Annotated in this window: 18 protein-coding genes; 8 read left to right on the top strand and 10 right to left on the bottom strand. The window is 71.2% G+C overall.

Annotated elements, in window-relative coordinates; translation table 11 throughout:
* The first annotated feature begins 94 nt into the window (after window positions 1-94).
* The 3 genes from FLX07_RS16020 to FLX07_RS16010 all read left to right on the top strand — a co-directional run bounded on the left by FLX07_RS16020 (window position 95) and on the right by FLX07_RS16010 (window position 2,883).
* Window positions 95-547, top strand: a complete 453-nt coding sequence (locus FLX07_RS16020) for an NUDIX domain-containing protein (protein WP_142571569.1) — start codon at window positions 95-97, stop codon at window positions 545-547.
* A 245-nt stretch (window positions 548-792) separates the two neighbouring features.
* Window positions 793-1,821 (top strand): hypothetical protein, encoded by a 1,029-nt coding sequence (locus FLX07_RS16015; protein WP_142571568.1) that lies wholly within the window; start codon window positions 793-795, stop codon window positions 1,819-1,821.
* A 237-nt stretch (window positions 1,822-2,058) separates the two neighbouring features.
* Complete coding sequence (locus tag FLX07_RS16010) at window positions 2,059-2,883, top strand: hypothetical protein (RefSeq protein ID WP_142571567.1); 825 nt, start codon at window positions 2,059-2,061, stop codon at window positions 2,881-2,883.
* Window positions 2,884-2,962: 79 nt separating this feature from the next.
* Here FLX07_RS16010 and FLX07_RS16005 read toward each other — a convergent pair whose 3' ends face one another.
* A complete protein-coding gene (locus FLX07_RS16005; RefSeq protein ID WP_142571566.1) occupies window positions 2,963-3,889 on the bottom strand; it encodes a TIGR03564 family F420-dependent LLM class oxidoreductase in 927 nt (308 codons plus the stop codon).
* Window positions 3,890-3,981: 92 nt separating this feature from the next.
* On the opposite strand from FLX07_RS16005, the gene FLX07_RS16000 reads away from it, so the two are divergent.
* Both FLX07_RS16000 and FLX07_RS15995 read left to right on the top strand, forming a co-directional pair.
* Complete coding sequence (locus FLX07_RS16000) at window positions 3,982-4,710, top strand: TetR/AcrR family transcriptional regulator (protein WP_229689786.1); 729 nt, start codon at window positions 3,982-3,984, stop codon at window positions 4,708-4,710.
* Entirely contained in the window at window positions 4,707-5,249 is a 543-nt protein-coding gene (locus FLX07_RS15995; protein WP_142571565.1) for an MOSC domain-containing protein, read from the top strand. The genes FLX07_RS16000 and FLX07_RS15995 overlap by 4 nt, the downstream gene beginning before the upstream one ends.
* Window positions 5,250-5,455: 206 nt before the next feature.
* Here FLX07_RS15995 and FLX07_RS15990 read toward each other — a convergent pair whose 3' ends face one another.
* From FLX07_RS15990 to FLX07_RS15965, 6 genes are all read right to left on the bottom strand, one after another.
* On the bottom strand, window positions 5,456-5,806 hold the full coding sequence (locus FLX07_RS15990) for a hypothetical protein (protein WP_142571564.1): 351 nt from the start codon (window positions 5,804-5,806) through the stop codon (window positions 5,456-5,458).
* 24 nt (window positions 5,807-5,830) lie between these two features.
* Complete coding sequence (locus FLX07_RS15985; protein WP_142571563.1) at window positions 5,831-6,511, bottom strand: uracil-DNA glycosylase; 681 nt, start codon at window positions 6,509-6,511, stop codon at window positions 5,831-5,833.
* Between the two features lie 183 nt (window positions 6,512-6,694).
* A complete protein-coding gene (locus tag FLX07_RS15980; RefSeq protein WP_142571562.1) occupies window positions 6,695-7,582 on the bottom strand; it encodes a carbohydrate ABC transporter permease in 888 nt (295 codons plus the stop codon).
* Window positions 7,579-9,213: an ABC transporter permease gene (locus FLX07_RS15975; RefSeq protein WP_229689785.1), complete on the bottom strand. Its 1,635-nt coding sequence runs from the start codon at window positions 9,211-9,213 to the stop codon at window positions 7,579-7,581. The genes FLX07_RS15980 and FLX07_RS15975 overlap by 4 nt, the downstream gene beginning before the upstream one ends.
* A 13-nt stretch (window positions 9,214-9,226) precedes the next feature.
* Complete coding sequence (locus tag FLX07_RS15970) at window positions 9,227-10,555, bottom strand: ABC transporter substrate-binding protein (RefSeq protein ID WP_142571561.1); 1,329 nt, start codon at window positions 10,553-10,555, stop codon at window positions 9,227-9,229.
* A 2-nt stretch (window positions 10,556-10,557) separates the two neighbouring features.
* Entirely contained in the window at window positions 10,558-11,820 is a 1,263-nt protein-coding gene (locus FLX07_RS15965) for an ABC transporter substrate-binding protein (RefSeq protein WP_142571560.1), read from the bottom strand.
* Window positions 11,821-11,956: 136 nt separating this feature from the next.
* Between FLX07_RS15965 and FLX07_RS15960 the strand changes: the two genes are divergently transcribed.
* From FLX07_RS15960 to FLX07_RS15950, 3 genes are all read left to right on the top strand, one after another.
* Window positions 11,957-12,463, top strand: coding sequence for a PadR family transcriptional regulator (locus FLX07_RS15960; protein ID WP_142571559.1), 507 nt, complete (start codon window positions 11,957-11,959; stop codon window positions 12,461-12,463).
* On the top strand, window positions 12,460-13,209 hold the full coding sequence (locus FLX07_RS15955) for an ABC transporter ATP-binding protein (RefSeq protein WP_142571558.1): 750 nt from the start codon (window positions 12,460-12,462) through the stop codon (window positions 13,207-13,209). Before FLX07_RS15960 ends, FLX07_RS15955 begins: the two co-directional genes overlap by 4 nt.
* Before the next feature lie 76 nt (window positions 13,210-13,285).
* Window positions 13,286-15,559, top strand: a complete 2,274-nt coding sequence (locus tag FLX07_RS15950) for an FtsX-like permease family protein (RefSeq protein ID WP_142571557.1) — start codon at window positions 13,286-13,288, stop codon at window positions 15,557-15,559.
* A gap of 130 nt (window positions 15,560-15,689) precedes the next feature.
* Here FLX07_RS15950 and FLX07_RS15945 read toward each other — a convergent pair whose 3' ends face one another.
* From FLX07_RS15945 to FLX07_RS15935, 3 genes are all read right to left on the bottom strand, one after another.
* On the bottom strand, window positions 15,690-16,280 hold the full coding sequence (locus tag FLX07_RS15945) for a superoxide dismutase family protein (protein ID WP_142571556.1): 591 nt from the start codon (window positions 16,278-16,280) through the stop codon (window positions 15,690-15,692).
* Window positions 16,281-16,444: 164 nt separating this feature from the next.
* Window positions 16,445-18,190 carry a maltose alpha-D-glucosyltransferase gene (treS, locus tag FLX07_RS15940; protein ID WP_142571555.1) on the bottom strand — a complete coding sequence of 582 codons (1,746 nt, stop codon included), beginning with the start codon at window positions 18,188-18,190 and terminating at the stop codon, window positions 16,445-16,447.
* Between the two features lie 218 nt (window positions 18,191-18,408).
* The gene (locus FLX07_RS15935; protein WP_142571554.1) at window positions 18,409-20,088 is read right to left on the bottom strand and encodes an asparagine synthetase B family protein; all 1,680 of its coding nucleotides are present in this window, start codon (window positions 20,086-20,088) and stop codon (window positions 18,409-18,411) included.
* Window positions 20,089-20,316: the final 228 nt, after the last annotated feature.

Genomic DNA, 20,316 nt, shown 5'->3' with positions numbered 1-20,316 from the left:
AGTGGCACGGGGTCGGGCGCCCGGCCTGTGATGATGTCCTTCTCACCGCTGGAGTCACCGTGGACGAAGGGGCTCGTGGACGAAGGGACTCATCGTGAACGATCTGGTCGCCCGGCTGTGGCGGAGCATCGGCGGCTCGGTGCAGTGGCGACTGCTGTGGCTTTCGCAGGCGAAGTTCATGGTCGGTGTCACAGGGATCGTCCGCGACGGAGACGGGCGGGTGCTGCTGCTCCGGCATCGGTTGTGGCCGGAAGGCAGGCAATGGGGGCTGCCCACCGGCGGTGCCATGAAGGGGGAGACGTTCCAGGAGACGGTCGTCCGGGAGGTGCGCGAAGAGACCGGCTTGAAGGTGCGTGTCGGTGAGCTCGTCCAGCTCAAGAGCGGCTACCGGCTGCGGGTAGAGGTGGCGTACGAGGCCGAGTTCGCGGGCGGCACGATGAAGATCGACCCCAAGGAGATCCTGGAGGCGCGGTGGTTCGCGCCGGACGACCTGCCGGAAGGGACGCTGGAGTCCCATCGGCTCCTGATCTTCGGTAAGGCCAATTAGGCGATCGCCCGACAGGCCCATTGACCGGCCACCTGTGGACCAAGGCGACGTGGCGCGGGGATTCGCCCGTTCTGTTCGCCGGCTGTCCACAGAGCGCCGTTCGGGTGGGTCGGCCGGCGACGGTTTCGCGCAGGCTGTGGCCCTGCGGCAGTGCGAGGAGCGGTGGGCGTGGGGCCGGCTGCTCCTGCGGCACTTCCGCGGCCGCTTCGGCGGTTGTAGGTGCAGCACGTCGCGGAGGAGGAGCCATGCTATTCACCTATCCCGTGCCCGCGCAGACCTCATCGGTCTTCGTCGTCGTCACGGACCGCACGCCGACCGATCTCTCGTCGGTCGTCCCCTGGCGGATGGGGCCGTCCCACCGGCGTGCCGCCAGGGACGCGCTCGGCACGCCCCGGCTGACGCTGGAGGCGTTCCGGTCGGCGCGGTCCCCGTGGCGGCGGATGGACCTGAACGCGGAGGACCTCAGACGGGTGAGACGGGCCCGTCATCACGTGGTGGTGACGAGCACCGCTCCCGTCGAGGAACAACCCGAGGCCGCCCAGGTCGCCCGCGCGGCCGCGCGCGGGATCGCGGAGGCCTACCACGGCGGGTTGTACGACCCGCTCACGGGGGCGGCCGTCTACCACTGCGCCGAGTGCCCGGGGGAGCGGCGTGACTTCCGCCTCGGCGACGACTGGCTGGGCTGGAAGGTGTCGTGCGCCGACGAGGATCACACCTGCGGCCTCGGCGCCGCCGCACCCGCGGGAGCCGATGTCGACGAGGGCTGTTCGTGCCTCGTGACGACCTCGCGCGGCCTACGGCGTTTCGGTCTGCCGGAGATCACGCTGACCGGCCTCGCCTGCGCCCACAGCCTGTGCGCGGTCACCGTCCTGCGCACCGTGGCCGAGTCGCTGCTCGCCGGCCATTTCGCCTGGCTGTCCACCGGCTCCCATTGGCAGACCGGGACGCATCCGCCCCGCCGCGGCGTCGCCCGCCGCCTCCGGGTGGCGGGGCCGGACCACGTGGCGGGGCAGGACTGTGTGACGGAGCTGGACTATGTGGCGGAGCTGGACTGTGCCGTGCTGTCCGGCGGAGCGGACCGGGAAAGCGGGCCCTTCCCCGTTCCCGGAGGCGAGGACGGGTCCCCGCCCGGCCTTTGGGACGAGGAGAGCGGGCTCCTGCGCGCACGCCTCGCGCCGGCCGCCGCCGCCCGGTCCTGTCTCAGGCTCCGCCTGCCGGGCGGTCACGACGGAAGCCCCCACCCCCGTCATTCCCCGGGCCTGTTGGTCGCCTGAGCCGGCTTCTGCGGGCAGACCGGCAGAACCACCGGCACGATCATGCCGGTTCCCTTGACCAGGTGATCAGGCGGCGGGGCGGGAACGTTCGGGTGTCTGCCGGACGTCTGTTGAAGTGTGACCCTTTTCGCTGCTGTCGATGACGAGATCCGGGACGCACGGGACCGCGCCAGACGCCGGGACCAGCTCACCCGGCAGCGTGCCACTCTCCTGACTCAGATCGAGGAGGTCCGCGGCATGCTCGCGGACCTGGAGCGGCAGCTTGCCAAGGAGGACCGCGACGTCGCCAAGCTGGAACAGGGCGGCTTCGCCGCCCTCCTGGCGGGTCTGACCGGGAGCAAGGAGGAGCGCCTGGCGCGGGAGCGGGCCGAGGCGGTGGCGGCCCGCCAGCGGGTCACCGGGCAGCGCACCCGCCTGGCGTGGCTCACCGGCGACCTGCGTACGACCGACCAGGCCCTCGCGGAGCTCGGCAACCCGCATCACGAGCTGGAGGCACTGCTCGTCCGCAAGGAACGGATGCTGGTCGAGTCGGGCGATCCGCGCGGGCGGGAGCTGGCCGACATCGCCGCCCGGCTGGCGAGCGTGAGCGCCGACCTGCGCGAGCACCAGGAGGCGCAGCAGGTCGGGGCGGCCGCGGGCGAGGCGGTCGGCTATGTCCTGCGGCATCTGGGCGGCGCCCGCGGCGCCTCGACCTGGGACATGTTCAGCAACGGCGGCGGTTTCGCCGACATGGTCGAGCACGGGCACCTGCGTCAGGCCGACGAGGCGGCCTGGCACGCGCAGGGTGCGCTCGACCGGTTCTCCCGTGAGCTGGCCGACATCGGCGTCGGCGCCGCGCCGCAGTTGCCGAAGGTGGACACGCGCTGGTTCGCCGACGTCTTCTTCGACAACATCATCACCGACGCCATCAAGCACCAGCGGATCGCCCGTACGGCGGAGGCGGTGCGCGAGGTGGCCGAGTGGGTCGCGGGGATGGTCAACCAGGTGTCCGCCCGCTGTGGTGAGCTGACCCGCCAGCAGGAGTCCCTCGCCCGGCGGCGCCAGGAGGTCCTGAGCTCCTGACCGACCCCGTCCGGGCAGACCGGTCGGGAAGTCGCCGGCACCGTGGGCGGGCTCTGCGTGGTCCGAGCGGCCGGTGGCCTCAGGTCGAGTGGCCGGTCGATCCGGCGAGGCCGGCGAGCACCGCGAGGGTGCGTTCCTGCTCGCGCGCGTCCCCGTAGGGCGACGCGGCGAACTCGGTGACACCCGCCTCGGCGAGCTCCCCGATTCGGTGGACAACCGCCTGCTCGTCGCCGACGATCACGACGTCCTCCGGGCCGTCCACGCCCTCCCGGTCGAGCACGGCCCGATATTCGGGCACCTGGCCGGCCAGCCCGAACTCCCCGGCGATCCGCCGCCGCACATCCTCTTCGTCGTCCGTCACGCAGACGATCAGCCCGGCGACGACGCGAGGGGATGGGCGCCCCGCGGCGTGGGCCGCCCGCGTGACCGTCGGGACGATATGGCCGGCCAGGGTGCGAGGGCCGGTCATCCAGGTCACCACGCCGTCCGCGTGCTCGCCCGCCAGGCGCAGCATGGCGGGGCCGAGCGCGGCCAGCAGCACGGGCGGCGGCGCGGCGCCGGGAACGTTCACCGTGCCCTCCACTGTGAACATCTCGCCCCGATGACTCACCTGCTCGCCCCTGAGCAGGGGACGGAGCACCGACAGGTATTCGCGCATCCGGGCGACGGGCCGGTCGGCGGAAAGGCCGAACATCGTCCGCGTCATCATCGCGATCCCCACGCCGATGCCGAGGGTCAGCCGGTTCCCAGTCGCCGCCTGGACGCTCAGGGCCTGGCTCGCCAGCACCAGCGGATGACGCGCGGGCACCGGAACCACGGAAGAGCCAAGCGCGATGCCCGGCACCTGGGCGCCCGCCACGGCCAGCGCGGTCAGCGCGTCCCATCCGAGCGCCTGAGCCGACCAGGCGGTGGAGAGACCGGCGTCCGCCGCCGCACGCACCTGGCCGGCGAGCTCCCCGGCCGTCACGGCTCCCCGGACCTCCCCGACGAAAACACCGATCCTCATCGAACACCTCCACGATTCCGACCGGAGAACCTCTCCGGTTAGGTTGCGGCTAGAATACGGAGATCCTCTCCGGATGGCAATGCGAGGGTGAAGTGACGACCGAGAGTGCCAGGGCCCCCCGGCGGCGGGCGAACCAGACGACGAGCGACGCGGGGCCACCGGCCCCTGCGACGGCGGGCGACACGAACGCGTCGGCCGCTCGGCCGGCCGACGCCGTGGGCTCGCCCGGCGATGCTCCCGGGAACCGGCGGATGCGGGCCGACGCGCGCGACAACCGCGAACGCGTGCTCCGCGCCGCCAGAGCCGCCTTCGCCGAGCACGGAGCTCAGGCGTCGCTCAACAAGATCGCGCAGAGCGCGGGGGTGGGCCCGGGCACCTTGTATCGCCATTTCCCCACTCCCGGAGCCCTGCTCGTGGCGATCATCGGGGACGATGTGGCGGCGCTGTGCGAGAAAGGACGCGACCTGCTCGACCACAGGTCGCCGGCGCAGGCGTTGCGCACCTGGCTGCGGGCCGTGGCCGAGCACGCGACCGCGATGCGGGGCCTGGTGGCCGCCCGGATGGCCGCACCGCCCGCGCCGGACACGGACGCGGCGCTCGCGGCGTGCCACGAGCGGATCCGGGCCACCGGCGCCGCCCTGCTCGAACGCGCGCAACGGGACGGCGCGGTGCCCGGCGACATCGAGATCGCCGACCTCCTCACGCTGGTCAACGCGGTCGCGTGGGTCAGCGAGCAGGCCCCGTGTGACGAATATCTGCTTGACCGCCTCCTCGCCCTCGTGCGCGGAATGGAGCCATCGCCCCAAGAGGAGGAGACGTGACGAGCAGAGTGACGGCGGTGAGCCGCAGCGCCGCCCATACCTTCAGCAAGACGTCGCTGGAGTCGATCCGGCTGCTGGCGGGCCTGGGCGTCGAGGGGGACGCCCACGCCGGCGTGACCGTGAAGCACCGGTCGCGAGTCGCCCGCGATCCCAGTCAGCCGAACCTGCGCCAGGTGCACCTTGTCCACGCGGAGTTGCACGACGAACTGCGCGAGGCGGGCTTCGCCGTACGGGAAGGGGACATGGGGGAGAACGTCACCACCAGGGGTGTCGATCTGCTCGCGTTGCCCGCCGGGACCCGGCTGCATCTCGGCGAGACCGCCGTCGTCGAGGTGACCGGTCTGCGCAACCCCTGCGTGCAACTCGACGGTTTCCAGGACGGGCTGATGAAGGCTGTGCTGGACCGGGACGAGGAGGGCAATCTGGTGCGCAAGGCCGGGGTCATGGGCGTCGTCGTCGCGGGCGGCGAGGTCCGGCCCGGCGACGCCATTCGTGTAGAGCCGCCGACAGGACCCCACCAGGCTCTTCGGCCGGTATGAGCGGGGCGGGCGTCTACCCGCCTGTCCCTGACGCGTACGCGGTCGGTGACGTCCATGCGGTCCCGTGACGCCCACGCGGTCCCGTGACGTCAGGCGGCAGGGACGCGCCGGCCTGTGTGAGGGGCCCGGCACGGACGCGCCGGTCGGGCCGGCGCGTCCGGCCCGACGCCCTGTCGTGGACCGGCCTCAGTGGATGTGGTCGGGCCTCAGTGGATGTGACCCGGCTCGTCGTGATCGTGATCGTGGTCGTCCTCGTCCTCCAGGACGCCCTCCGACGGCTCCACGCCGAGCATCGCCTCCCTCGGCTCGATCTCGGCGACGTGCTCGACCAGGCCCAGCACGTGGTCGGGCTCGATCAGCCACTGCAGGGCCGCCGCGCCCGTCTCGTCGGAGTTGACCAGTTCGATCTGCTCCTGCCGCTCGGCGTCGTCCAGTTCGGCCTGGGGGTCGCGGATCTCGGCGAGCGCCGCGGCCTGCAGCGCGTCTACATCAAGGACCTCGACCACCAGGTCGACGGTGAGCCGCAGGTAGCGACCGGTGTCCGTTCCATCGCTCATGGTGGTGATCCTATCGGCAAGCCGTCACGGCAGTTTCCACTCGACCGGCGCCCCGCCCTGCTGCTCCAGCAGGGCGTTGGCCCGGCTGAACGGACGGGAGCCGAAGAACCCGCTGCGCGCCGACAGCGGGCTGGGGTGGGCCGACTCGATGCACGGCACGTCCCCCAGCATCGGCCGCAGGTTGCGGGCGTCGCGGCCCCACAGGATCGCCACGAGCGGTCCGCCCCGCTCGACCAGCGCCTTGATGGCCTGCTCGGTCACCTCTTCCCAGCCCTTGCCCCGGTGGGAGGCGGGCTTGCCCGGCATCACCGTCAGCACCCGGTTGAGCAGCAGCACGCCCTGCTCGGTCCACGGGGTGAGGTCGCCGTTCGAGGGCGGCGTGGGATGGCCGAGGTCGGCCATGTACTCCTTGAAGATGTTGACCAGGCTGCCCGGAAGCGGCCGTACGTCGGGGGCGACGGAGAAGCTCAGCCCGACCGGGTGCCCGGGGGTGGGGTAGGGATCCTGGCCGACGATCAGCACCCGGACCTCGCTCAGCGGCTGCTGGAACGCGCGGAGGACGTTGTCCCCCGCCGGGAGGTACTGGCGGCCTTCCGTGATCTCCTGCCTGAGGAAGTCGCCCATGGCGGCGATCCGCCCGGCCACGGGTGCGAGGGCCTCGGCCCACCCGGCTTCCACGAGTTCGTGCAACGGACGTCCTGACATGTCCGCGCACTCTATCGGCTTTTCGGCCCCCGTACGGCCCGGCGACGGAAAGATCGGATGCCCGCTTACCCCCGTGAAGCGGGCATCCGACGTTCTTCCGGCATGGCTCGTCACACACGGGACATTTCCCGTGTCAACCGCGGTGATACCGGAGGCCCCGGACGATTCGGGGCCTCCGGCCGGTCACTTGACCGAGCCCGCGAGCATGCCCTGCACGAAATACCGCTGGAAGGCGAAGAACAACACCAGCGGGATGATGAGCGACAGGAACGCGCCCGGCGCGAGAATGTCCACGTTCGTGCCGAACTGCCGCATCTGGGATTGCAGTGCCTTCGTCATCGGCTGGTTGCCGGTGTCGGCGAAGACCAGCGCGACGAGCAGGTCGTTCCACACCCACAGGAACTGGAAGATGCCGAGCGACGCGATCGCGGGCTTGGCCAGCGGGAACACCACGGTGGCGAAGATCCGCCACTCCGGCGCGCCGTCCATCCGCGCCGCCTCGAGCAGCTCGCGCGGAATGCCCACGAAGAAGTTGCGCAGCAGGAAGATGGCGAACGGCAGGCCGAACGCCACATGAAACAGCACGACCCCGAGAATCGAGCCGAAGATCCCGAGGGCTCCGTACAGCTTGGCGATGGGGATCAGCGCGATCTGCACCGGGACGACCAGCAGGGCGATGACCACGAGGAACACCAGGTCCCTGCCGGGGAACTCGATCCAGGCGAACGCGTACGCCGCCATGGCCGCGATGCCGATCACCAGCAGCGTCGCCGGCACCGTGATGAGGACGGTGTTCCAGAACGACGAGCCGAAGCCCGACGCGAGCAGGTTCGAGTAGTTGTCGACGGTGAGCTGCGCGGGTTTGGTGAACAGCGTCCACCAGCCGGAGGAGTTGTTCTCGGTCTCGCCGCGCAGCGAGACGACGAGCAGCCCGAGGGTCGGGAGCAGCCAAAAGAGCGCGACCAGGATCATGAAGACCTGGACCAGGCCGCCGCCGAGGCGGTCGACCGCCCGCGCGATCAGGCCGCGCCGCATGGACTGCGCGTGCAGGGGTTCGGCCAGGGTCGTCATCCCTCGTCCCTCCTGAACCGGCGGATGTTGAAGATCATGAACGGCACCACCAGCACGAGCAGGAAGATCGACAGCGCGCTGCCCAGACCCTGGTTGCCGCCGCCGCCGAACGACACGCGCCACATCTCCAGCGCGATCACGTTGGCCTGTGGCTGCACCGAGCCGGGGGCGATGATGAACACCAGGTCGAACACCTTCAGCACATTGATGATCATGGTGACGAAGACGACGAGCAGCACCGGCGACAGCAGCGGCACGGTGATCCGGCGGAACACCTGCCACTCGGTCGCGCCGTCGATCCTGGCCGCCTCCAGGGCGTCACGCGGGATCGCCGACAACCCGGCCGCGATCAGCACCATCGCGAACCCGGCCCACACCCAGATGTACGCGCCGATGATCGCGGGAGTGATCAGCGACGGCCCCAGCCAGGTCAGCCCGTTGAAGGGCGCCGTGAAGTTCGACTGCGGCAGCCGTACGACATAGGAGCCGGCCGGGAGGCCGGAGAAGCGGAACGTGCCGTCGGCGGCCGTCTCGGTCGTCGCCTTGACCGCGCCGCCGGAGACCGCCTCGACCGTGACGCCGGCCAGGCCCTTCTCCTGCGGGTCGATCTGGTTCAGTGTGCCTCCGCCGCCGCGGACGACGTCGAGCCAGATCGTGCCGCTCAGGCCGTCGCCGCCGGGGGCGGCCTTGGCGGGCGCGGTGTTCTTCACCGCGTCCTGGGTCAGGCCGACGAGCGGGATCAGCACCGGAGTGCCGGCCTGCGCCTGCTGCTTCGTCACCACCGCGCCGCCCTGCACGGCTGCGGGCGCCTGGTCGTTCTCCCGTGGCCGGGCCCCGGGATAGCCCGCGCCGGCGGAGAAGGCGTCGTGGACGGTCGTGATGACGGCGTTGGCCACGCCCTTGTCCGGGTCCTGCTCGTACACCAGGCGGAAGATGACGCCGGCGGCGAGCAGGGAGACGGCCATCGGCATGAACAGCACCAGCTTGAACGCCGTTGACCAGCGGATGCGCTCGGTGAGCACCGCGAAGATCAGACCGAGCGCGGTGACGATGACCGGGGCCACCACGACCCAGATGATGTTGTTCCTGATCGTGGTGAGCGTCGAGGAGTCGGTGAAGATCGACAGGTAGTTGCTCAGCCCCACGAAGCGGTCGCCGGCCGAGTCGTAGAGACTGCGCCAGATCGAGTAGACGATCGGATAGATGACCCACGCGGCGAGCAGCAGCAGCGCGGGCAGCAGGAACATCACCGCCAGTCGCGGGGACGGGCCGAGGCGCACCAACGCCTTCGCCGCGCCTGCCGTGGCGCTCGCGTCTGCTGTGGCGACCGCGCCGGGCGGGGCCGCCGTCGCATACCCCGCCGCCGGACCCGCCGGTGGCTCCTCGGAAACGGTCGGGGAGTCCGAGGCGGCCGGGGAGTCCGGGGGAGGGGTGTCGGCGTCGGAGCCGGGAAGGGGCGCTCCGGGCTGGGGGGAGTCAGCGGACTGGGGAGTCTCGGAGGACTGGGGGACCTCGGAGGACTGGGGGGAGTCGGAGGAAGGATCTGCGGGGGTTTCGCTCGGGCCGGAGGAGGCCCCGGCGGCGGAGTCTCCGCCGCCGGCGGCCTGCGGGCCGTCCAACCGTTCGGTCACGGCCGTCCTTCCTTTACTTCTTGAAGGCCTTGGCGGCGTCCGCCTCGAGCTTCTCCTGCGCGCCCTTCACGTCGGAGGGGTCGCGGAGGAAGTCCTGCAGGTCCTTCCACTCGCCCTTGCCGTCGGTGCCGCCGAAGGCGCTGGGCGCGAGGTCGGACATGTCGTACCGCACCGACTCACCGGCCGAGATGATCGTCTGGGCGAGCTGCTTGGTCAGGTCGTCGGGGTAGTTGTCGGGGGAGACGTTGCGGTTGGGGGACAGGTAGCCGGGCTGCTTGGCCCAGACCTCGCCGCCCTCCTTGGAGGCCAGGAACTCCACGAGCGCCTGCGCGCCCTTGCTGTCCTTCATCACCACCGCGACGTCGCCGCCGAGGATGACCGGAGCGGTGTCGCCGGCCTTCGGGAACGGCATGATCTTGGCTTCCTCGCCCACCTTGGCGCCGGACTGGCCCAGGGAGGCGGCGACGAAGTCGGCCTCAATGACCATCGCGGCCTTCTTCTGGGCGTACACCTGCGTGACGCAGGTCGGGAAGTCGGTCTGCAGCGCGCCGGACGAGCCGCCGAGCATGAACTCCTTCTTGCCGAAGACCTGCGCCAGCTTCTCCAGGGCGGTCTTGACCGAGGCGTCGGTCCACGGGATCTCGTGCTTGGAGAGCTTGTCGTAGTTCTCCGGGCCCGCGGTGGACAGGTAGACGTTCTCGAACAGGTCGGTCAGCGTCCAGCCGGAGGCGGCGCACAGCGCGAACGGCGCGACGCCGGAGTCGGACAGCGTCTGGGCGTTCTTGATCAGGTCGTCCCAGGTGGAGGCGGGCTGGGCGCCGGCGTCGTCGTAGGCCGACTGGCGATACCAGACGAGCGACTTGTGCGCCGCCTTGACGAGCACGCCGTACACCTGGCCCTTGGCGGAGCCGAGCTCCTTCCAGTACGGCGTGTAGTTCTGGTCGAGCTGCGCCTGCACCTCGGCGGACAGCGGCTTGAGCGCGTTCTCGTCGGCGTACTGCTGCACCAGGCCCGGCTGCGGCAGGATCGCGACGTCCGGAGGGTTGCCGCCCTGGATGCGGGGCCCGAGGTAGGCGCCGGTGTCCTCACCGGTGGAGGCGTAGGTGACCTTGGCGCCGGTCTTGTCCTCGAACGCCTTGAGCACCTTCTCGAAGTTGGCCTGCTCGTCGCCGGTCCACTTCGCGGCGACCTCGACGTTCACACCTTCCAGGGCCTTGGCGGCGCCACCGGCGGCGGCCGAGGCGCTGCCCGAGGCCGCGGGCTCGCCGCCGGAGTCGCTGCCGCACGCGGCGGCGGCGGCGAGAGCGAGGCACGCGACCATGATGGGGGGAAGTTTCCGCATATCTATCCTCCGAACTGGATGACCTCGCCGAGCCCCTGCTTCAGGTCGGCGACGGTCTCGTCCACGGGTTGGGCGAGGGTGAGCGCGCCGGAAACGGCGCTGGAGATCAGCAGGCTGACCTGGTTGTAGTCGGCGGTGACCGGCCTGGGCCGGGCCGAGACGATCGCCTCCTTGAGCGCGGGCAGATAGGGGAACCGCTCGATGAGCTCCGGGTCGTCGTACAGCTCCGCCCACACCGGCGGGAACGAGCCCTCGGTGAGCACGAGTCGCTCGTTGTCGAGGCCGGTGAAGTAGCGGATGAAGTCGAGTGCCGATTTCTGCCGCTTCGAGAAGGCGCTGATGGCGAGGTTGTAGCCGCCCAGCGAGCTGGACCCGGGCCCGTTCAGACCGGGCAGCCGGGCGACCGAGAACTTCCCGGCCAGTTTCGAGTGGGCGGCCGGTCCGTACGCGTGGGGCCAGTTGCGGGCGAACAGCAGCCGCCCCTCCTGGAAGGCGAGCCGGGACTCCTCCTCCTTGTACGTCAGCGCCTCGCGGGGGATCCACCCCTCCTTGACGCCGCCGACGAGGAAGTCGAGCGCGGCCCGCGCGCTGCCGAGGTCCATCGTGACCGTGCGGGCGTCCGGGCCGAGGATCGACCCGCCCGCCGACTGGACGGCCTCGGCGAAGTTGACGGTCAGGCCCTCGTACGGCAGGAACTGCCCGGCATATCCTCCGATGTGATACTTCGCGCTCAGGCGGGAGGCCTGTTCGCGCAGCTCCGCCCAGGTCTTGGGCGGCTTCAGGTGCTCCTTCTTCAGGATGTCCGACCGGTAGTAGAGCAGGCCAGCGTTGCTGGTGTACGGCGCGGCCCACAGCCTGTCGCGGTAGATGGCGGTGTCCGCGACGCCCTTGAGCAGCTTGTCCAGGGGGAACAGGCTGCGGTCGAGCGGCACGATCCAGCCGGCGTCGGCGAACTCCGCCGTCCATATGACGTCGAGCGCGAGCACGTCGTAGACACCGTTGTGCGCCTGCAGGTTGGCCACCATCTGGGCGCGCTGCTCGTCGGCCGCCTCGGGCAGTTCGAGCAGCGACACCGGCTCGTCCGGGTGCGCCTGGTTCCACCGGTCCAGCAGCGGGCGGAGATACGCGGTGGTGTCCCGGCCGATCGCCAGGGTGATCGGCCCGGTGCCGTCGCTGCCCACTGCGGAGTCGGCGCCGGTGTCGGCGAGCCCCGCGCACCCGGCCACCAGGAAGGCGGCCAGAACGGCGAGGGCTCGGCGAACCATGTGGCCTCCGTATGAAAAGCGGGTTACATACGTGTTAGGTAAGTGCATGCATGTTATGCATAGCGATAATGTGAGCGTCAACGGATGAGCTCGTAACGCTCCGATAACTGCTCGATACGGCTGGGGGGGTGGGCGCGTGCGGCAGTCGCTGCTGGCGCTCCTTGCGAAGGAACCTGCCCACGGCTACGAGCTGAAACAGGCACTCGAAACGATCTTCGGTGGCGCCTACCCGTCGCCCAACATCGGCCAGATCTACGTGACCCTGGGCCGGCTGGAGAAGGACGGGTACGTCCGGTCGGTCGACGTCGAGCAGGCGAACCGGCCGAACAAGAAGGTCTATTACATCACCGCCGCCGGCAGGGAGGCGCTGGAGACCTGGGTCGAGGAGCCCTCCGAGGGCCCCCGGGTGCGCGACGAGTTCTTCATGAAGCTCGTGCTGGCTCCGATGACCGGGCTGTCCGACCGCATGGCCTTGGTGAACCGGCAGCGACGGCACTACCTTGCGCTCATGAGAGACCTCCGCGAGCTGGCCGAGCGCACCGACCCGGCCAACCGCGTCGCGCTGCTGCTCATCGAGGGGGCCATGCTCCACCTGCAGGCCGACCTCGACTGGCTCGAACGCTGCCAGGAGGATCTGCCGTGACCGCCGACGCTCCCGTCGTACGGGCCGTCAACCTGGTGAAGATCTACCAGACCGGCGGGCTGCCCGTGCCCGCCGTACGCGGGGTCGACCTGACCGTCGAGGCGGGGGAGTTCGTCGCCATCATGGGCCCGTCCGGGTCCGGCAAGTCCACGTTCGTCCACATGCTCGGCGGCCTGGACACCCGCACCAGCGGCGAGATCTGGCTGGACGGCAGGCGGGCGGACACGCTCTCCGAGAGCGGGTGGGCGGTGCTCCGCCGGGAGAAGATCGGCTTCGTCTTCCAGTTCTTCAACCTGGTCGCCAACATGACCGTGGCCGACAACGTCGAGCTTCCCGCGCTGCTGGGCGGGGTCTCGCCCCGGCAGGCGAGAGAACGGCGCGAGTATCTCCTCGGCGAGCTCGGCCTGGCCGACCGCGCCGAGGCGTCGCCCGCGCAGCTCAGCGGGGGTGAGCAGCAGCGGGTCGCGCTGGCCCGCGCGCTCGCGAACCAGCCCCGGCTGCTGCTGGCCGACGAGCCGACCGGCAACCTCGACAGCCGCAACACCCGCGACGTGCTGCGCCTGCTCGGCAAGGTGCACGGGCAGGGCCAGACGATCGTGCTGGTCACCCACGACGCGCGAGTGGCGAGCATGGCCGACCGCGTCGTCAGCCTGCTGGACGGTCAGATCGTCGACGACGGCGCGATCCCGAAGTCGCGTCGGCGTCCCCTGGGAGCGGCCGGAGACGTCGTGGAGCTGCGCAGTTGAGACCGTCCGGCCACCAGGCTCCCCCGGCCACACGTCCGGACGGTTCGCAACGCCCGGACCGGCGCGAGGGGGTCGCTTGATCACGACGAGGACCGCGGAGCTGCGGTGGATCCGCGCGGACCTGCGGGCACGCCGGGGCCAGGCCGCGCTCACGGTCCTCGCGGTGGCGGGGATCGTCACCGCCCTGATCATCGCGGCCACGCTGCTGGAGGACGGCACCAACCCCTGGCGCGGCCTGTTCGAGCGCAGCAACAGCGCGCACATCTGGATCCACAGCAAGGACGTCCCCGACGCGTCCGCGCTGCGCCGCCTGAACGGCGTGACCGACGTCGCCGGGCCCTACCGCAGCGCGCCCGCCACGCTGGTCACCCGCGGCCGGCGGGTGCCGATCACCCTGCAGGAGACGCCGTCGGCCTTCCCGGCCGTGGCCCGCCCGCTCCTGCGCGAGGGTCGCTGGCTCGACGTGCACACCCCGAACGGCGTGGTCGTCGAGCGGTCGTTCGCCCGCGCTCTCGGCCTGCGGCCGGGCAGCCCGTTCACCGTCACCGGACTGAACGGCGCGACCCACGCGCTGACCGTCGCCGGGCTGGCGGAGAGCGGCGACCAGGGGTTCTACCCGGAGTGGACCCCGGGCCTGGCCTGGACGCTCGCGCAGACGCTGAGCGTGGTCGAGCCTGCGCCCGGCCGCACCGAGACCGTGACGGGGCTGCGGCTGGCCGACCCCGCCGCCACCGATCTCGTCGTCCAGAGGGCCGTCTTCACGATGCGCAACCAGGTGCAGCGGGTGACGACCTGGCGCGAGGTGCGGGCCTCCATGGAGCTGGACAACCGGCTGCTCGGCCTGCTGCTCGCGCTGTTCGGCGGCGCGGGCCTGGCCGCCGCCGCGCTGGCGCTCGCCAACGCCGCCGGAGGGCGGGTGCTGATGCAGTTGCGCGACATCGCCACGCTCAAGTCGCTCGGCTTCACCCGGGGCCAGGTGATCCGGATGCTCGTCGCCGAGCACGGCACGCTCGGGTTGCTCGGCATCGCCGCCGGCGCGGTCGTCGCGCGGCTGATCACCGCGTACGCCATGGGGGAGACGGTCGCCGTGCCGCTGTCGGCCGGCCCGCTCGCCGCGATCATCGTGGGGACGTCGCTGGCCGTGCTGGTCGCGGTGCTGATCCCGGCCTGGCGCGGCGGGCGCACCCCGCCGATCCCGGCCGCCCCGGCGGCGCCGCCGCGCGGGCACCTGTCACGGCTGGCCCGGGTCGCCCTGCTCGTACGGCTGCCGCCCGCGCTCGTCCTCGGCGCCAGGGACGCCTTCACCCGCAGGACGCCCGCCGCGCTCACGGTGTGCGGCGTCGCCATCCCGATGATGATGATCGCGATAGGGCTCGGCTGCTGGACGACCCTGGACGACTTCATCCGCCACCCGGAGAGCGTGGGCCAGGCGGCGGCCCTGACCGTCCGGCCGGGCGAGCTGCCCGCAGAGGAGGCGCGCGGGCGCGCGATGGCCGATCAGGACGTGGTCGCGGCCTACCCGGGCGCCGAACTCGACGCGCTCGTCCCCTGGCAGACCAGGACCGTGCGGACCAGGGCCCTCGGCCTGTCCTCCGACCCGTACCCCTTCCCGGTGGTGGAGGGCCGGATGTTCGCCGACCGGGGCGAGGCGGTCGCCGGGCAGGGCCTGCTCGACCTCCTCGGCGTACAGATCGGCGACCGGGTCCGCATGACGATCGGTGGCACCCCGCTGATCGTGCGGATCGTCGGCCGGGTGGTCGAGCCGGAGCAGGACGGCGAGGTGCTGTCGTTCGGGGTGGACAGCCTGGCGGCCAAGGACGCGATGCCGCCCCAGTTCTACGCCCTGGTGCTGCGGCCCGGCGCCGACGCGGCCCAGGTGCGGGCCCGCCTGCAGGGGCAGGGGCTGGAGGTGGCCCAGGCGGTGAACCCGGCCGACCGGCTCGCGGTCATCCGCGTGATCATCGTCGCGCTGGTCGCCGTGCTGGCCCTGATCGGGCTGGCCAGCCTGTTGACGGCCAGCGCGCTCGGGCTGCGCGACCACGTCCTCGACCTGGCCGTGCTCAAGGCGATGGGCCTGACTCCCCGGCAGGTGATGGCGACGCTGGTCACCGCCACCGGCCTGCCCGCGGCGGTGGGAGTCGTGCTGGGGGCGGCGGCGGGGGCGTTCTGGTCGCGGTGGCTGATCGACCTGGAGGGCCGCGGCAGCGGCGTCGGCGCCGGCATCGGCCGGGCCCCGACGCCCGGCATGCTCGCCGCGACCCTCGTCATCGCGATCGGCGCGGCGTTGCTGGTGGCGCTGATCCCCGCCAGGCGGGCGGCGCGGGCGCAGGTGCCCGTCACCGCCCGCTGAAGGAAACGGCGGACCGTGCGAAGGACCCGCCGATGCCGATGCGGGAAGCTCCCTCCGATGCCGATGCCGATGCCGATGCGGGTGAGGCCCGCCGGTCTTCCCGCTGGTCTTTCATGGCCGCCCGTGCCGCTCAGGCCCTCCTGAAGACCCCGCAGGCGATCCGGCCGCCCGAATCGCCGGCCTTGCGCGTCTCGGCGTCGGGCCCGGCCGTCCCCGAACGGCTGTAGCGGTCGGGGACGTTCGCCTTGTTGTCCGACTTGGCGTGGACGACGATTGAGCTGCCGTCGCCGCTCAGCAGGTCCTCCACCGTGAACCGGTCGGTGACGAAGGTGGCCTGGCCCACGCCGTCGCCGCGGACCAGGAGATCGGGCAGATCCCCGGTGTGCCCGGGATGCGCGCCCGAGCCCAGATGCGGGCCCGCGCTGAAGAAGGGGCTGCCGGTCGCCGGGTCGATCGACTTCGGGTCGCAGACGCCTTTGGTGTGGATGTGCACGCCGTGGAATCCGGGCGGCAGGGCGGTGGCCCTGATCTTCACCTCGGTCCCGCCGTTCTCGTCGTTCTCCACACTGACCGTCCCCACGTTGCGGCCCTGCGCGTTCGTGAGGGTCGCGGAGGCGTCGAGGTCGCGCGGTGCCGCCGGCGTCTGTGCCGTGGCGATCCCGGAGACCGCCGCGCCCGCGACCAACGCGGCGGCCAGGGACAGGTAGGTGTGCCGGAGCATGACGCTCCCCTCTCGCCGATGCGAGCGATCCGTCCTTCTACCTCACGGTAGGCGCGTCGGGCGGAAGGGGTGGGCCAAGACGGCGTCAAGTCTGTCGCCGGTGCGACGGCGCCCCGCCCAGGGCCTGGCGAAGGGCCCGAGGGCGGGGATGCCGGACGGCCGGATCAGGACGAGGGCCGCAGGGACAGCCAGTAGAAGCCGTAGCCCGGCAGCGTGAGCAGGTAGGGCAGATCGCCGACCGTCGGGAAGGAGACGCCGCCCCGGCACTCGACCGGGGTGACCCCGGCGAAGCGGCGCAGGTCGAGCTCGACCGGCTGGGCGAAGCGCGACAGGTTGTTGACGCACAGGACCACGTCGTCGCCCTCCTCCCGCAGGAAGGCCAGCACGCTGAGGTTCGGCGACCACAGCTCGGTGTAGTCGCCGGTGCCGAAGATCGCGTGCTCTCGCCTGATCTGCAGCATCCGCCGGGTGAAGTGCAGCAGCGACGACTCGCTCTTGGTCTGGGCCTCGACGTTGACCGACTGGTAGCCGTACACCGGGTCCATGACCACCGGCAGGTAGAGCCGGCCGGGGTCGGCCTCGGAGAAGCCGGCGTTGCGGTCCGGGGTCCACTGCATCGGCGTGCGGACCGCGTCGCGGTCCTCCAGCCAGATGTTGTCGCCCATGCCGATCTCGTCGCCGTAGTACATGACCGGCGAGCCCGGCATGCTGAGCAGCAGCGCGGTGAACAGCTCGATCTGGTCCCTGTCGTTGTCCAGCAGGGGGGCCAGGCGCCGCCGGATGCCGAGGTAGGCGCGCATGCGCGGGTCCTTGGCGTACTCGGCGTGCATGTAGTCGCGCTCTTCCTCGGTCACGGTCTCGAGCGTCAGCTCGTCGTGGTTGCGGAGGAAGATGCCCCACTGGGCGCTTTCCGGCAGCTTGGGGGTGCGCGACATGATCTCGGAGATCGGCTCGCGGCTCTGCCGGCGCACCGCCATGAAGATGCGCGGCATCAGCGGGAAGTGGAAGGCCATGTGGCACTCGTCGCCGCCCACGGTGGGGTCGCCGAAGTATTCGACCACGTCCTCGGGCCAGCCGTTGGCCTCGGCGAGCAGCACCCGGTCGGGGTAGAGCCGGTCCACCTCGGCGCGGATCTTCTTGAGGTAGTCGTGCGTCTCGGGCAGCCCGGCGCAGGAGGTGCCCTCGCGCTCGAACAGGTAGGGCACCGCGTCCAGCCGGAACCCGTCCACGCCGAGGTCGAGCCAGAAGCGGATGACCTCCATCATCGCGTCCCGGACGGCCGGGTTGTCGTAGTTCAGGTCGGGCTGGTGGTGGAAGAACCGGTGCCAGTAGTACTGCTTGCGCACCGGGTCGTACGTCCAGTTGGACTCCTCGGAGCCCACGAAGACGATGGGCACGCCCGAGTATTTGTCCGGGTCGTCCGACCAGACGTAGAAGTCTCCGTACGGGCCGTCCGGGTCGGTGCGGGACGCCTGGAACCACGGGTGCTGGTCGCTGGTGTGGTTCATGACCAGGTCGGTGATGACCCGCAGGCCGCGCTCGTGCGCGGCCTCGATCAGCTTCACGAAATCGCCGAGATCGCCGAACTCCGGAAGGATCTTGAGGTAGTCGGCGATGTCATAGCCGCCGTCCTTGAGCGGGGACTCGTAGAGCGGCAGCAGCCAGAGGCAGTCGACCTCGAGCCACTTGAGGTAGTCGAGCTTCTCGATCAGCCCGCGCAGGTCGCCGGTGCCGTCGCCGTTGGAATCCTTGAAGCCGCGGACCAGTACCTCGTAGAAGACCGCGCGCTTGTACCAGCGTGGGTCCTGTGAGGTGAAATCGGTGATCTCCGGCAGATCGCCGGAGGACGCACCAGTGGTGGCGCCGAACGACCCGGGAACCGAGTCAGGGCAGGGCGCAGCAGCGTTCATTGGTTCTCGCTTGAGGAAAGAAGGAGCGCGTTGTCAGGTCACACCCGAGCTTTGAAGCTCTCGCCATGAAGTTTGGCTCTATTTGACCAAAACTACCACTAAGAGTGGCCTGACCGAAAAGGCTGACGCCGGTCTGACATGCAGTTTTTACCTGTTTCCAGGTGATCACGGACTGCTACCGCACACACGCGCCCCAGGACTGTGCGGGGTTACCAGCCCTACGGCGCAGGCCAGGGCGGGGTGAGGTCGCCGAGCGCGTCCTCGTAGTCGGCGAGCCAGGCCCCGAACGCCGCCAGGGCGCGCAGCCAGAACCGCGAGTTCCACGACCCGAAGGCGGTCAGCGCGTCCGGACCGCCGGCGATCGCGTCCAGCATCTGGGGCGACATCAGTCCGGGGATCGCCGCGGCCCTGACCAGCATCCGATGGTTCCACTCGCGGGCGACCGGCCCGTTCGAGCGCAGCGGCACCCGGCGGTTCGGCAGCAGCGGGGTGTTTGTCGAGGGCAGCGCCGCCACGCGAGGGTTGGCGGCCCGCAGGACCTCCCGGTAGAACCTGCCGCCCTCCTTGCGGCCGACCGGCACCGACAGCGCCGCGTCGAAGAACTCCGGGTGCAGGAACGGGAAGACCGGGGTCGCCTCCGGGCCGACGAGGTTGACCGGGGACCGGGCGATGCCCCGCACGGTCCGGGTGTGGAGCACGCTCAACGGCAGCTCGGCCCGGTGCCCGTGCAGCATCGAGGTCGCCCGGGTGAACGCCGTACGGACCCGGTCGCCCATGAACGCGGCGGCGGCCTCGCCGAGCACGGGGATGTGGGCGTCGCCGGTCGCCAGCGCCTTGAGCAGGGCCTCGCGGCGGGTCGCGCCCGTCCCCGCGCCCACGGCGTCCGCCGTGATCAGGAAGTTCTTCATCAGCGGGCCGCCCGCCAGGCCGTCCACCAGCGCCCGGCCCGCGCCGTGCACCTCACGGGCGAAGGGGGAGTACCACGCGTGGTGGCTGGTGAGGAACTCCAGGCGCCGGGCCGCCCACAGCGCCTCCTGCGGGTAGGCGGCGGGGTCCTGCGGCATGATCCGGTGCGGGATGCCCAGCTCGCGGGTGATGTAGCGGGCGAAGTCGATGTCGTTGTCCAGCCCGTCGTCGGGGCTGGTGGTCCACGACTCGACGTCCATCTTCCTGTCGACCGCCACGCTGGCCAGCAGCCGCGAGTCGTACCCGCCGCTCACCGGCACCAGCACCCGCTCGTACGGCTTGAGCGCGTCGTGCAGCAGCGCGACCAGGTCGCCGGCCGTCACACCCCGGTCCACCGGCTCCTCCCGCACCCAGCGCGGGGCCCGCCGGTCCACCCTCAGCCTGCGCTCGCGCCGCGACCAGGTCAGCGCGGTCGCCCCGGGCAGGCGCCGGATCTGGCGGTAGGGCGTGTCCTCAAGCAGGGGGTAGGTGAGCGTGAGGATCGCCGCCCACGCGTCCCAGTTCACCTCGTAGGGCCGCCGGGCGAGCGCGAGGAGCGGCTCGATCAGGGAGGAGAAGTAGACGGCGTCGCCGTCCTGGAGGTAGTACACGTCGACCAGGCCGAGGCCGCCCGTGTGCAGGCTCACCGCCTCGGGCTCGTCCACCAGGCCCGGGGTCTCGTACGTCTCCGCGACCCGCAGCCACGCGTTCGCCCGGGGCTCGGCCCCGGTCTCCGGCGTGCGACCGCCCCACGCGTACGCGGCAGTTCGCTCGCCCGTGGCGTACGGCGCAAGAGGAGCCGACGCGAGCAGCGCGGCCGCCGGGGCGGTGTGCACGGCCTGGACGGCCGGCCCCGACCGTGCCAGCACGTCGAGCGTCGCCTGCTCGAAGGGCCCGACGGCCCCGCAGACGTACGGCCTGGCCTGGAATCGCGGCCACTCACCCTTGCGCACGGTTTGCCCTCCCTTGAAGCCCAGCCGAGTCTACGGACCTCGGGGCCGGCAGGGGGACCGGAGCCTGTCACGGCCGCGGGCTGGAGCGGCGGCTGTCCGGCATTGGCCCGACGAATAAATAGACCTCCCTGATACTCCGATAACGGGCGGTCGATTCTGGCGGCGCTACGGTCGCAAGGCGGCTGAGGATGGCATTCCGCGTGCATGGCTATATATAGGCGATATCTA

Origin of the sequence: Microbispora bryophytorum (assembly GCF_006874465.1) — a bacterium.
Taxonomy (GTDB): domain Bacteria; phylum Actinomycetota; class Actinomycetes; order Streptosporangiales; family Streptosporangiaceae; genus Microbispora; species Microbispora bryophytorum.
Note: the sequence above shows the minus strand (reverse complement) of the source record. Positions and strands in the feature narration are given on the sequence as shown.